The sequence below is a fragment of the Arthrobacter sp. TB 26 genome, assembly GCF_000427315.1.
Classification (GTDB): domain Bacteria; phylum Actinomycetota; class Actinomycetes; order Actinomycetales; family Micrococcaceae; genus Arthrobacter.
Genome location: NZ_AUPJ01000147.1, coordinates 1 through 13,176, shown reverse-complemented (window position 1 = coordinate 13,176; position 13,176 = coordinate 1). Strand labels below are relative to the sequence as shown.

The 13,176-nt window shown below is 67.8% G+C and carries 10 protein-coding genes; all 10 read right to left on the bottom strand.

What is annotated here, in order from left to right; all coding sequences use genetic code 11:
• Positions 1-176: 176 nt before the first annotated feature.
• The 10 genes from K789_RS0104875 to K789_RS0104830 all read right to left on the bottom strand — a co-directional run bounded on the left by K789_RS0104875 (position 177) and on the right by K789_RS0104830 (position 13,116).
• Entirely contained in the window at positions 177-1,031 is an 855-nt protein-coding gene (locus tag K789_RS0104875; RefSeq protein WP_024365779.1) for a hypothetical protein, read from the bottom strand.
• Between the two features lie 62 nt (positions 1,032-1,093).
• Positions 1,094-2,125, bottom strand: coding sequence for a nucleoside hydrolase (locus K789_RS0104870; protein WP_024365778.1), 1,032 nt, complete (start codon positions 2,123-2,125; stop codon positions 1,094-1,096).
• A 72-nt stretch (positions 2,126-2,197) separates the two neighbouring features.
• The gene (locus tag K789_RS0104865; protein ID WP_024365777.1) at positions 2,198-3,175 is read right to left on the bottom strand and encodes an aldo/keto reductase; all 978 of its coding nucleotides are present in this window, start codon (positions 3,173-3,175) and stop codon (positions 2,198-2,200) included.
• A gap of 107 nt (positions 3,176-3,282) precedes the next feature.
• Positions 3,283-3,501, bottom strand: coding sequence for a hypothetical protein (locus tag K789_RS0104860; protein ID WP_024365776.1), 219 nt, complete (start codon positions 3,499-3,501; stop codon positions 3,283-3,285).
• Positions 3,502-3,587: 86 nt separating this feature from the next.
• Entirely contained in the window at positions 3,588-4,145 is a 558-nt protein-coding gene (locus tag K789_RS0104855; RefSeq protein WP_024365775.1) for a hypothetical protein, read from the bottom strand.
• Positions 4,142-4,687, bottom strand: a complete 546-nt coding sequence (locus K789_RS0104850; RefSeq protein ID WP_024365774.1) for a DUF402 domain-containing protein — start codon at positions 4,685-4,687, stop codon at positions 4,142-4,144. Before K789_RS0104850 ends, K789_RS0104855 begins: the two co-directional genes overlap by 4 nt.
• Positions 4,684-6,657: a 1-deoxy-D-xylulose-5-phosphate synthase gene (gene dxs / locus K789_RS0104845; RefSeq protein WP_024365773.1), complete on the bottom strand. Its 1,974-nt coding sequence runs from the start codon at positions 6,655-6,657 to the stop codon at positions 4,684-4,686. The genes K789_RS0104850 and dxs overlap by 4 nt, the downstream gene beginning before the upstream one ends.
• Positions 6,658-6,799: 142 nt before the next feature.
• Positions 6,800-9,613 carry an aconitate hydratase gene (locus tag K789_RS0104840; protein ID WP_024365772.1) on the bottom strand — a complete coding sequence of 938 codons (2,814 nt, stop codon included), beginning with the start codon at positions 9,611-9,613 and terminating at the stop codon, positions 6,800-6,802.
• Between the two features lie 171 nt (positions 9,614-9,784).
• Entirely contained in the window at positions 9,785-11,143 is a 1,359-nt protein-coding gene (locus tag K789_RS0104835; protein ID WP_024365771.1) for a class I SAM-dependent RNA methyltransferase, read from the bottom strand.
• Entirely contained in the window at positions 11,140-13,116 is a 1,977-nt protein-coding gene (locus K789_RS0104830) for an APC family permease (protein WP_024365770.1), read from the bottom strand. The genes K789_RS0104835 and K789_RS0104830 overlap by 4 nt, the downstream gene beginning before the upstream one ends.
• Positions 13,117-13,176: the final 60 nt, after the last annotated feature.

Genomic DNA, 13,176 nt, shown 5'->3' with positions numbered 1-13,176 from the left:
CAGCACGGCGGCCGCGAGGGCGACGGCGACGGACAGCGGCCAGTTGTTTGCCGCCGTCGTGATCACCGCGGTGCAGCCGGCCGCCGTCAGCGACGTCAGGGGATGGAGGGTGGAGGGCATTCTTCCGTGCTTCCGGTTCAGGATTGGCGCTCAGGCTTCGGGTTCAGGCTTCCGGCTCAGGCTTCCGGCGCGGCCGCGGTTTTGCCGGCCAGCACCCGGAAGCGCCGGATGAAGGGGAACCGGAAGGTGGTGCGGCGCGGCAGCGCATAGACCAGTAGTGCGGCGATGGCGAAGACGATGGCCTTGTCCATCGGGTCCGAAATCAGTGCCTGCTTGGTGACGGCAGCGAGCAGGGTGTCGCCCATGGCGCGGAAGGCGCTGACCACGGCCCCGGTGCCGAGGCCCGAGGTGCCGCCAAAGACGAAGGCTGCGATCGGGGCCGAGACGACGCCGGCGAGGATGCCGGTGAGGAAACCGGCGACGGGGGCCAGGTAGAAGCGGCGGAACAGCCCGCTGCGGGCGGCCAGGCCGGCCAGGAAGCCGATCAGCGCTGCCCCGGCGGCGAAGGGCAACACGGTCGGGTTGAAGAATGACCACACGATGCTGCTGAGGGCGCCCGTGGCGGCGCCAGCGGCCGGGCCGGCGAGGATGGCGATCAAGACCGTGCCGATGGCGTCACAGTAGAACGGAAGCCCGGTGGTGCCCATCAACTGGCCCAGGACGACGTTGAGGACGAGGGCCACCGGCATGAGCACCAGCGTGGACGTGGGCAGGACGGGAAGCGCCGCGGCAATCAGCAGGACGGCACCGAGCAGGAATCCGCCGAGGGCCACGAGCGCCGCGAAGCTGGCCGGGCCGTTGGCGATCTCCGCCGGCTGGGTGAGGACCAGGAAGACGTACGTGGCCACGATCGCGGCGGCACCGGCGAGTTCCAGCAGGCGGCGGCTGCGCTGTGCCTTGGCTGTGCCGGCGGCGGACCCGGCGCCGGACCCGGGTCCGGTGGCAGGGAGGGTCAGGGACTGCTGTGACATGGGGATGGTCCTTCGGTGGGGGCTGCAACATCCGCCTATGTCACCTCGGCGCAGCTCCCATCCTAACCAGCGGCGGGCGGACCGGAGGACATGCTCCGCCGTGCCAGCGAACCCACGGAGGAAATCAGCTCCTCGAAGCACCGCTCCGGGTCGTTGGAGGAGACGATCCGGGCGTTGGGCGGCAGGCCCCACAGCCCGCGGAAATCCGCCACCGTGGTGCCGACCAGCAGGGGCGAGCCGGTTTCGACGTCGACGGTGGCCAGCCGGGTGGTGAACGGGGTGCGTCCGACGGCGGCGCAGGCCGCGAAGGCGTCATGCATGTGCGCCACATAGCCCTGCTCGTACAGCCGGTGGAATTCCATGTAGAACCGGATTGCGTTGGACAGGCAGGCCACAATCGGGTTGGCTGAGGAGCTGCGGAGGCCCTCAGCCTGCTCCGGCAGGACCAGTTCCGGCCCGGCACCGGATGCTTCGCCGAGGCGGCGGAGGTGTTCCGGCAGCATTTCAATGCGTTCCGTCGTTTCCAGCGCGCACACCACCGGCAGTTTGCCTTCCGGAAGTCCGCGGTACGCGGCGAAGACTTCCTTGGCCGCGTGCGGGTCCACCGAGACGTTCCATTCCGCTGTCGGCGTGGTGTTGCCCTGGTAGTAGAAGCTGCCGCCCATGATGACGAGGCCTTTGAGCAGCCGCGGCAGTTCCGGCTCGCGGCGCAGGGCGAGGGCGAAGTTGGTCAGCGGTCCGGTGATCAGCCCGGTGATCTCCCCCGGGTGCGCACGCACCTCCTCCACCCAGACGTCGACGGCGTGGCGGTGGGAAATCTGCTGGGCGGGTGCCGGCAGCTCGGCGTAGCCGATGCCCTGCGGCCCGTGGGTCTCCTCGGTGGTGACCAGCGGAATTTCCAGCGGGACCTCGGCGCCGACGGCCACCTCGACGCCCTGCCGCCCGCACAGCTCCAGCAGCGCCAGGTTGTTCAGCGCGACCTGCCGGGCACCGACGTTCCCTGCCGTGCACGTGACGGCCTGGAGGTGGACCTCCGGCCGGGACAGCAGGTAGACGAGGGCCAGGGCGTCGTCGATTCCGGTGTCGACGTCCATCAGGATTCTCTGCGGCGCGGCGGACACCCCAGGCGGGGGCCCGCCGGTGGTCCCCGGCGAAACGGGCGCCATCTAGAACAGCGCGACCTTCGGCGTCCGCGGGAAGATGTCGCCCAGTTCGGCACGTTCCGCGGCGCTGGGGATCCAGGCAACGGCGGCGGCGTTCTGCCGGACCTGCTCGGGCCGGGTGGCACCGGCAATGACGCTGCTCACCGAGGGCTGGGCCGCGAGCCAGGAGAAGGCGACCTGGATCTCGGTCAGGTCCCGCTCGGCCGCGAAGGCGCTGAAGGCAGCCAGCTGTTCCCAGTCGGCGTCGTGGACCAGGCTGGTGCGGGTGTGGCTGAGGCGCGAGCCCGCGGGCGCGGTGTCCTTGGCGTACTTGCCGGTCAGCAGGCCGTTGGCCAGCGGGAAGTATGGCAGCACGCCCAGTCCGTAGGCCTCGGCTGCCGGCGTTACCTCGAGTTCGGCGCGGCGGTCCAGCAGGTTGTAATGGTTCTGGCTGGAGATGAAGCGCGCTCCGCCGCGGGCGCGGGCCGTGAACTCGGCCTCGGCGATCTGCCAGCCGGCGCGGTTGGAGTGGCCGATGTAGCGGACCTTGCCGCTGGTGACGAGCTCGTCGAGGGCGGCGAGGGTCTCCTCGATCGGGGTCAGCGGGTCGGGGGTGTGGAATTGGTAGAGGTCGATCCAGTCCGTCCCGAGCCGGCGCAGCGAGGCCTCCGCCGCCTTGATGATGTAGCGGCGCGAGCCGCGGGCACCGAAGTCGCTGCCGTTGGCCCCGCCCATGTCCATGCCGAACTTGGTGCCGATCACGGCGTCGCCGCGGCGGCCCTGCAGGGCCTTGCCCAGCATCGTCTCGCTGAGGCCAGGCTCCCGGCCGTACGTGTCAGCGACGTCGAAGAAGGTGATTCCGGCGTCCAGGGCCGCATGCACGACGGCGTCGGTCCCCTCCTGCGACTCGGTCGCCGTATTGGCCCGGCCCAGATTGTTGCAGCCAAGTCCTACGACGGAGACGGTCAGTCCGGAATTTCCTACGCGGCGGTATTCAGTCATGGGATTCAGCCTATAACGGCAGGGAGCGGCTCCGGGTCAAAGCCGCCAGCCGGGGGTTGGCCGGGGGTTGGCCGGCTGTTGGCCGGCTGCCGGGCACCCCCCCGGGGTCATCCTGCGGGCAGTTCCAGCCCTCGTTCGTCCAGGGCATCCTCGAGCTGGGCAAGGGTCCGCGGGCAGATGCCGTGCATCCGCCCGAGGGCCAGCCGGCCCAGCGCCACCACCTGCTCGAGGGTTTCCACCCCGGCGTGGGCGAGGGCCCGGCGGGCGGGAGCCGCGATCCCCCGCGGCAGCGGGGTACGGCCTGGTTCAACGGATTGTGGCGCCATGTGGAATTCCTTCCAATCGATGTCCCCCAAAACCTGGTGTGACTCGTGCGGGTGGACCCTGCCCCTGTCTCTGGAGCGTGAAGTCCCTAGAGCGTGAAGCTGTTGGCCGGCTTCGGCGAGTGCTTGAGCTTGAAGGAGGTCTCGCCGAAGGCTGCGGCGCCGATGCTCAGTTTGGTGAAGTCGAGGTCCTCGCCGCGGATGCAGACCTTGATGGCGTTGACGGCCTTGTTGACGTCCGGGGTGAGGATGAAGATGTTGAGCTTGGCGTCGGAGAATTCCGAGCGGTCCACAATTCCGAGCCCCCGCCAGGCCAGGTGGCTGATCAGCGCGTCCTTGGCCTTTTCCTCAAGGTAGCGGTCGCGGTCCGTGCCGTCCTTGGTCTTCAGGGCGTACTGGGCCACGACCCAGGACTGCTCGTCCTCGGGGATTTCGGCGAAGCCGTCGTCGGCGCACTGCACGGCGAAGGCGTCCATCAGGCCCTCGGCGGCGGCGGCGTCGGCGACGTCGGTTTCGTCCGTCTTGCTCTGGTGCCCGACGACGCCGTGGTTCATCACGAACTGGCTGTAGTCCTCGTCGAACCAGGCCTCCCTGAATTCAAGGACCCCGTCGTCGTTGCGTTTGTAAACCCGGATAATCCCGCTCATGCCCGTCCTCTCCTGAACCATTCGCGGTCTGTGCCGTCGAAGGGTGGCTGCTGTGCCTTGACGGCTTGGTAAAGCTGGTCCGATGCCGCACTGATCCGGTCCACCACGTCTGCGGGGTAGCCCATCTCGATCCGGTGTTCGGCAAACTCGTCCTCATCGTCCACGTACACGCCGCGGTCCACGGTCCGGACGACGTCCAGGTCCATGTCGATCAGGTGGAACTCGGTGACGCCGGTCCGGATGGTCGTCCAGCCGTGGTCCGTCGCGAGGTCCACATAGACCTGGACGCCGGCGGGGTGGGCCTCGTCGTAGAAGGTGGCCACGTACTCGCCGGAGCGCGGGACCAGCAGCACGGCGTCGGATTCGGCGTAGAACGCGGCGCCCGGGCGGGAGCAGAACTCGTTGGTTCCCTGGAAGATCCACCAGCCGTGGGCGTCTTCGCCGAGATAGATCCCGGGCACCACCCAGTGGGCTGTGCCGTTCCATTTCCTGTTCCGGGAAACCACCAGGTCCCCCGGCGCCAGGTCCGTGGGGATCCTCACAGAATCGGCAGGCTGCCGGTGCTGGGGTGTTCCTGGCCCGGGAGGGGACGCGCGAACGGCACCTTGGTCCCCAGGACCTGGGCCACGACGTCGTGGGTGATCTGCTGGGCGGTCAAGCCGACCCGTTCGAGCACCTGGTTGCGGGTTCCGTGGTCCAGGAACTCCACCGGGAGGCCGACCTCGTTCAGGGCGGTGTCCACTCCGGCGGCCCGCATTTCCTGCCGGATCCGGGACCCGACACCGCCGGCGCGGACCCCGTCCTCGATGCAGATGACGAGGCGGTGGTGGGAGGCGAGGGCAACGATGGATTTCCGGACCGGGAGCAGCCAGCGGGGATCCACGACCGTGGAGCTGATGCCCTGCGCGCCGAGCCGGTTCGAGACGTCCAGTGCGAGTTCGGACATCGCCCCGACGCTGACGATCAGCACGTCGTTTTCGCTGGACCCGGCAGGGCGGCGTGCCAGCACGTCCACACCGTCGCTGAGCCGTTCGACGGCCTCAACCTCGACGCCCACGCTGCCCTTGGAGTAGCGGATCACGCTGGGGGCGTCCTCGATGGCGACCGCTTCGCGGAGCTCCTCGCGCAGCCGGCTCGCGTCGCGGGGCGCGGCCAGGTGGAGTCCGGGAACGATCTGGACCATGGCCATGTCCCACATGCCGTGGTGGCTGGCGCCGTCGGGCCCGGTGACGCCGGCCCGGTCCAGGACGATGGTGACCCCGGCTTTGTGCAGGGCGACGTCCATCAGGAGCTGGTCGAAGGCGCGGTTCAGGAAGGTCGCGTAGACCGCGACGACCGGGTGCAGTCCCCCGAATGCCATGCCTGCGGCGGAGGTGAGGGCGTGCTGCTCGGCGATGCCGACGTCGAACACCCGCTCCGGGTGCCGCGCGGCAAACTTGTGCAGCCCGACGGGGATCAGCATGGCGCCGGTGATGCCGACGATGTCCTTGCGCTCATCCGCAATGTCGGCGATCTCGTCGGCGAAGACGGCGGTCCAGGACTTCGCGCCGCCGGCCTCGGTGGGTTCGCCGGTCTCCGGGTCGATGATCCCGACGGCGTGGAACTGGTCCGCTTCGTGGGCGCGGGCGGGCGCGTAGCCGTGGCCCTTCTCCGTCATGGCATGCACGATCACGGGACCGGCGTAGTTCTTGGCGGTGGAGAGGGCGAGCTCCATGGCCTGGAGGTCGTGGCCGTCCACGGGGCCGATGTACTTCATCCCGAGGTCCTCGAACATGCCCTGCGGTGCCCACCAGTCCTTGACGCCCTTCTTCATGGCGTGCAGGCTGCGGTACGTGAACTGGCCCGCGGGTCCGCCGTTCTGGAGTTTCCGCCGCCACCAGTCCAGGGTGCCTTCGTAGGCGGGTGCGGCGCGGAACGAATCGATGGTGGGGCGCAGCGAGGCGAGGTAGTCCGCGAAGCCGCCCACGGTCGGGGCGTAGGAGCGGCCGTTGTCGTTGACGACGATCACGACGCGGCGCTTCTTGTCCGCGGCAATGTTGTTGATGGCCTCCCAGGCCATGCCGCCGGTCAGGGCGCCGTCACCCACGACGGCGATGACGTAGCGGTCGCCGTCGCCGGTCAGCTGCCGGGCCCGGGAGATCCCGTCGGCCCAGGAGAGCGACGATGACGCGTGCGAGCTTTCGACGATGTCGTGCTCGGATTCGGCGCGGTCCGGATAGCCGGACAGGCCGCCCTGCTGGCGCAGGGTGCTGAAGTCCTGGCGTCCGGTGAGGAGCTTGTGCACGTACGACTGGTGGCCGGTGTCGAAGACGATGCTGTCGCGGGGGGAATCGAAGATCCGGTGCACCGCGATGGTGAGTTCCACGACGCCGAGGTTCGGGCCCAGGTGCCCGCCCGTCTGGGAGACGTTGCCGATCAGGAATTCCCTGACTTCGGCTGCCAGCTGATCCAGCTGCGCCTCGGACAACTTGCTCAGGTCCTGCGGATTCCGGATGGTCTCCAAGATTCCCAACGGCCCCTCCTTCGGGTGGTAGACATGCCTTTTAACTCTAACGCCTCCGGGGAAGCCCTGGTGCCGGACGGTTGCCGGAACGGGGAAGCCCCGGTCCGTCGATGACGGGCCGGGGCTTTCGCGTTGGACTGCTGGGTCTGCGCTAGTTCGCGGAGATCTGGCGCAGCACGTACTGCAGGATGCCGCCGTTGCGGTAGTAGTCGGCCTCGCCCGGGGTGTCGATGCGCAGGACCGCATCGAAGGACGTGACGGTGCCGTCTTCGGCCGTGGCGGTGACCTTGAGCGTTTTCGGCGTGGTGCCTTCGTTGAGGGCCGTGACGCCCTCAACCGCGAAGGTCTCCGTGCCGGTCAGCCCGAGGCTGGCAGCGTTCTGGCCGGCCGGGTACTGCAGGGGCAGGACGCCCATGCCGATCAGGTTGGAGCGGTGGATGCGCTCGTAGCTTTCGGCCACGACTGCCTTGACGCCCAGGAGTGCGGTGCCCTTGGCTGCCCAGTCACGGGATGAGCCGGAGCCGTACTCCTTGCCGGCCAGGACGACCAGCGGGATGCCGGCTGCCTCATAGTTCTGCGCGGCGTCGTAGACATAGGCCTGCGGGCCGTCGGCCTGGGTGAAGTCGCGGGTGAAGCCACCCTCGACGCCGTCCAGGATCTGGTTTTTGATCCGGATGTTCGCGAACGTTCCGCGGATCATGACCTCGTGGTTGCCACGGCGTGAGCCGTAGGAGTTGAAGTCCTTGCGCTCCACACCGTTGGCCAGCAAGTACTGGCCGGCCGGGGTGTCCGACTTGAAGGAACCTGCCGGGGAGATGTGGTCCGTGGTGACGGAATCGCCGAGCTTCAGCAGCACGCGGGCGCCAGTGATGTCCTTGACGGGCTCCGGCTGTGCCTTCATGCCGTCGAAGTACGGGGGCTTCCGGACGTAGGTGGACTTCGGATCCCAGGCGAAGGTGTCGCCGGCCGGGGTGGAGAGAGCCTTCCAGCGGTCGTCGCCTTCGAAGACGCCCTCGTAGCCGCGGGCGAACATTTCCTTGTCGATCGAGGAATCGATGACCTGCTGGACCTCGACCGGGTTCGGCCAGATGTCCTTCAGGAAGACGTCGTTGCCGGCCTCGTCCTGGCCCAGGGCGTCGGCCTCGAAATCGAAGTCCATGGTGCCGGCCAGAGCGTAAGCGATGACCAGCGGCGGCGAGGCCAGGTAGTTCATCTTCACGTCCGGGTTGATCCGGCCTTCGAAGTTGCGGTTGCCGGACAGCACGGCGGTGACGGAAAGGTCGTTGGCCTGGATGGCCTCGGAGATTTCGGCGTCGAGCGGGCCGGAGTTGCCGATGCAGGTCGCGCAGCCGTAGCCGACGATGTAGAAGCCGAGCTTCTCCAGGTACGGGGTCAGGCCCGACTTGTTGTAGTAATCGGTGACAACCTTGGAGCCGGGAGCCACGGAGGTCTTGACCCACGGCTTCGACGTCAGGCCCTTGTCGACGGCGTTGCGTGCCAGCAGTGCGGCGGCCAGCATCACGGACGGGTTGGACGTGTTGGTGCAGGACGTGATCGACGCGATCGACACCGCGCCGTGGTCCAGCTCGAACTCGCGGCCGTCTGCGGTCTTGACGCTGACCTTGTTGGACGGACGCCCGTCGGACGTGGGGCCGTGCGCGTGCGGGGCCTCGTCGGTCAGGTGGCTCGCGGCGCCCGTGAACGACGGCGCATCCGAAGCCGGGAAGCTCTCGTCGATTGCCTCGTCAACGCTTCCGCCGGCCAGGTCTTCCTTCACGTAGTTGCGCAGGTCCTGGCGGAACTGGTCCTTGGACTCCGTGAGGATGATGCGGTCCTGCGGGCGCTTCGGGCCGGAGATCGACGGGACAACCGTCGACAGGTCCAGCTCGAGGTACTCGGAGAATTTGATCTCCTTGGAAGGATCGTGCCAGAGGCCCTGTTCCTTCGCATAGGACTCCACGAGGGCAACGTTCTCGTCCGAGCGGCCGGTGAGGCGCAGGTAGTCGAGGGTGACGTCGTCGATCGGGAACATGGCGGCCGTGGAGCCGAACTCCGGGCTCATGTTGCCGATGGTGGCGCGGTTGGCCAGCGGCACAGCCGCGACGCCTTCGCCGTAGAACTCCACGAACTTGCCGACCACACCGTGCTTGCGCAGTTGCTCGGTGATGGTCAGGACGACGTCGGTGGCGGTCGCGCCGGCCGGGATGGACCCGGTCAGTTTGAAGCCCACGACGCGCGGGATCAGCATGGAGACGGGCTGGCCCAGCATGGCCGCCTCGGCTTCGATGCCGCCGACGCCCCAGCCCAGCACACCGAGGCCGTTGACCATGGTGGTGTGGGAGTCGGTGCCGACGCAGGTGTCCGGGTACGCCCGGACGACTCCATCAACTTCCCGGGTCATGACGGTGCGGGCCAGGTATTCGATGTTGACCTGGTGCACGATGCCGGTTCCCGGCGGGACGACCTTGAAGTCGTCGAACGCGGTCTGGCCCCACCGCAGGAACTGGTACCGCTCGCCGTTGCGCTGGTACTCGATCTCCATGTTGCGCTCCAGTGCGCCGGAGTTGCCGAAGGCGTCGATCTGCACGGAGTGGTCGATCACCATTTCGGCAGGTGCCAACGGGTTGACCCGCTTGGGGTCACCGCCGAGTTCCTTGACTGCCTCACGCATGGTCGCAAGGTCCACAACGCAGGGCACGCCAGTGAAGTCCTGCATGATCACGCGCGCCGGCGTGAACTGGATTTCAGTGTCGGGCTCGGCGCTGGGGTCCCAGCCGGCCAGTGCTCGGACGTGATCGGCCGTAATGTTGGCGCCGTCCTCGGTCCTCAACAGGTTTTCAAGCAATACCTTGAGGCTGAACGGAAGGTTTTCTGCACCTTCAACGGAGTTCAACCGGAAAATTTCGTATTCGGTACCGGCTACATTAAGTTTGCCTTTTGAACCGAAGCTGTCCACAATGCTCATCGCAGGACTCCTCTCGCAACAGTTTCATCTTTGTCGCGCCGCAGACCCCTTGCTAGTTAGGTGATCCTAACTAGTGCTTGGCCTTGTTCTCACAAGGATCGGTACAGCATGCAGGAGGTCAGCCGTGATTACGGAGCGCGACGTCGGACTACTCCGCCCATCCTAGTGGCCTCAGCCCCGGGGAGTCAGTAGCGCCACAGTCTCCATGTGATGAGTGTGCGGGTACAGGTCGAAGGCCCGCAGCCCCGCCAGTTCCCAGCCCGCCTGCTGGAAGTAGCCCACATCGCGGGCAAAGGACGCCGGATCGCAGGACACATACGCAACGGCCCGGGGTCCGGCCCCGACCAGCTGGTTCACGACGGCCTTGCCGGCACCGGCCCGGGGCGGGTCCAGCAGGATGGCGTCGAACCTGCGCGCTTTCTCGCGCAGGACCCGCTCCACCCTGCCCTGGACGATCTCAACCTGGGGTGCGTCATGGAGATTCTTGCGGGCGTCACGGCTGGTGCCGGGCGATCCTTCTACGGACAGCACTGACCCGGTGACCCCTACGGCGTCCGCGAGCGGCGCGGTGAACAGCCCCGCCCCGGCGTAAAGGTCTGCCACTAGAGCCCCCGGTTCCAGGAAGCCGCCGTCGTGCAGGAAACCGGTCACGGCCCCCACGAGGGCGTCCGGGGCGTCCCGGTGGATCTGCCAGAAACCGTCGCCGGTGACACGGTAGTCGTGGCCGGACGCGGTCTCCTGCACGTAGGTGCGACCCCGCAGCCGCAGCACCTCGCCCTTGACCGGATCGAAGCTGGCCACCGAGACGTCCTCGGGCAGCTGGGCCAGGACCGCGCTGAGCCGCTTGGCCCGGGTCCCCGCGGCCGGGACGAGGAGCACCAGCGGCCGGGAGCCGTTGGCCGGGGCGGCGACCTCAAGGCGCTCGATGCCCTGCAGGTCGATGTCCCACAGCCGGAGGGCGTTGATGGCGTCCACGGCCAGGGGCATCTCCCGGACCGGGAGGATTGTGTCGGAGCGGTGCGCGTGCATGCCGAGCTTTCCGGCCGGGGTCACGGCGAAACCTGCGCGGGTGCGCCAGCCAAGGCCTGCCGTCACCGGTGTTCCCGGCTCCCCCACGGCTTCCACAATGCCCTTCCCCGCGTGCGGGAGGTCGACGCCGGCCAGGCGGTGCAGCTGCTCGGCCAGCACCTCGGCTTTGAGTCTGCGCTGGCGTTCGAGGGAGATGTGGCCAAGTTCGGCGCCTCCCACAGGCGGGTGGCGGTGCGACCAGGAGCGCGCGGAATCCGCCAGGTCCCAGAAATGCTCCACCCGGTCGGGGGACGCCGCGAGCACTTCGACGACGTCGCCGCGCCAGAACTTGGCCTCCGGGCCGGACTCGGTCAGGCGGACCCGGACCTTCTCGCCGGGGATGCCGTGGCGGACGAACACGACGCGTCCCTCGTGCCGGGCCACGCAGTGGCCGCCGTGGGCAACCGGCCCGACGTCGACAATCAGTTCGGTGTGGGCTTGCGTCTGGGTGTCGGAGCTCATTGGATGTCCTGCAGTCTCTTGGCTTCTTCGGAGGATTTCAGCTGCCAGGGCACACTGGCCACCATCACGCCCGGCTCGAAATGCAGCCGGGTCTTGATGCGCAGTGCGGTCTGGTTGTGGACCAGTTGCTCCCACCACTTGCCCACGACGTACTCGGGGATGTAGACGACAATCAGGTCGCGGGGCGAATCGCGCCGCATGTTCTTGATGTATTCCATGATGGGCGTGACCGTTTCGCGGAACGGACTGGCCAGCACCGTCAACGGTACCGGGATTTCCAGCTTCTCCCAGTCCGCGACCGTCTGTTCGGTCTCTTCGCTGCTGATATCCACCGTGATGGCGTCCAGCCGGGACGGCCGTGACGCGCGGGCATAGGCAAGCGCCCGCAGCACCGGCTTGCGGACGTGCGAGACGAGCAGCACGGCGTGCACGCGGGTGGGCAGGGCCCGCGGCGAGGAGTCCTCGTCCACGGCCAGTTCCTTGGCCACGTTGTCGTAGTGCGCCCGGATGCTCCACATGATCAGGAACAGCGCGAACATGGCCAGCAGCGCGATCCAGGCGCCCTGCTGGAACTTGGTGATCAGCACAATCACCAGGACCAGCGCGGTCATGCCGAAGCCGATCGTGTTGATGGTGCGCGACTTGAGCATGCGCAGCTTGACGGCGGGGTCCTTCGCGAGCTTCAGTTCCCGGCCCCAGTGCCGGATCATGCCGAGCTGGCTGATCGTGAAGGAGATGAAGACGCCCACGATGTAGAGCTGGATGAGCTTGGTGACGTCGGCGTTGAAGGCGATGATCAGCACCAGCGCGCCGGCGGCCAGCGCCAGGACGCCGTTGCTGAAGGCGAGCCGGTCCCCGCGGGTGCGGAGCTGCCGGGGCAGGTAGCCGTCCTGGGCCAGGATCGAGCCAAGCACCGGGAAGCCGTTGAACGCCGTGTTGGAGGCGAAGACCAGGATCACGCCGGTGGCGGCGACCACAATGAAGAAGGGGATGGAGCCTGCGCCGAAGATGGTCTGCGCAATCTGGCTGATCGCCGGACTCTGGATATAGCCCTCCGGCAGCAGCTTGCCGTCCAACAGGAACTCGGTGGCCGGGTCCAGCACGATGTGCACCTTGGTGGCGTTGGCGAGGTAGATGATCCCGGCGAGCATGGAGGCAGCGATCACGCCGAGCAGCAGCAGGGTGGTGGCCGCGTTCTTGGACTTGGGCTTCTGAAAGTTCGGCACGCCGTTGCTGATGGCTTCAATCCCGGTCAGCGCCGCTGCGCCGGAGGAGAAGGCCCGGAGCAGCAGGAAGGCGCCGGCGAGGCCGACCAGTCCCTCGTCGAAGCCCGCCGCGGGCACGATCGTGAAGGCTGCCGAGGGCGCCTCGCCCAGCTGGCCGGTGGCCGCCTGGAAGACGCCGATGGCCGTCATGCCCAGGATGGAGGCCATAAAGATGTAGGTGGGGACGGCGAAGACGCTGCCGGCTTCCTTGATGCCGCGCAGGTTCACGAGGGCCAGGATCACGACGCCGATCACCGCGATGGCCGCTTGCTGGCCGTGCAGTGCGGGCACCGCGGTCGTCAGGTACGTCGCGGCCGAGGACATCGACACGGCAACGGTGAGCACGTAGTCGACCAGCAGCGCGGAGGCGACGGTGAGCCCGGCATATTTGCCCAGGTTCTCGTTCGCGATCTCGTAGTCGCCGCCGCCGGAGGGGTAGGCATGGACGTTCTGCCGGTAGGAGGCGACAACGGTCAGCAGCACCACCATGACGGCCAGTCCCACCCAGGGCGAGAACGCCACGGCGCTGACCCCGGCCAGGGCCAGGGTCAGGAGGATTTCGTCGGGCGCGTAGGCCACGGAGGACAGGGCGTCGGAGGCGAAGATGGGAAGCGCGATCCGCTTCGGAAGCAGGGTGTGGGCCAGGCTGTCGTTCCGGAAGGGCTTGCCTACCAGCACCCGCTTCACGGCATTGAAAATTGTCGGCACCCCACAAAGCTAGTCGCATTCGGACGCGATGTCATGACGGCGGCCGGCAGCAGCCCCACG

Bases quoted from the DNA above. Each gene is read 5' to 3' on its own strand.
- K789_RS0104875 (WP_024365779.1), bottom strand. From the start codon at position 1,031: ATGTCACAGCAGTCCCTGACCCTCCCTGCCACCGGACCCGGGTCCGGC.
- K789_RS0104870 (WP_024365778.1), bottom strand. From the start codon at position 2,125: ATGGACGTCGACACCGGAATCGACGACGCCCTGGCCCTCGTCTACCTG.
- K789_RS0104865 (WP_024365777.1), bottom strand. From the start codon at position 3,175: ATGACTGAATACCGCCGCGTAGGAAATTCCGGACTGACCGTCTCCGTC.
- K789_RS0104860 (WP_024365776.1), bottom strand. From the start codon at position 3,501: ATGGCGCCACAATCCGTTGAACCAGGCCGTACCCCGCTGCCGCGGGGG.
- K789_RS0104855 (WP_024365775.1), bottom strand. From the start codon at position 4,145: ATGAGCGGGATTATCCGGGTTTACAAACGCAACGACGACGGGGTCCTT.
- K789_RS0104840 (WP_024365772.1), bottom strand. From the start codon at position 9,613: ATGAGCATTGTGGACAGCTTCGGTTCAAAAGGCAAACTTAATGTAGCC.
- K789_RS0104835 (WP_024365771.1), bottom strand. From the start codon at position 11,143: ATGAGCTCCGACACCCAGACGCAAGCCCACACCGAACTGATTGTCGAC.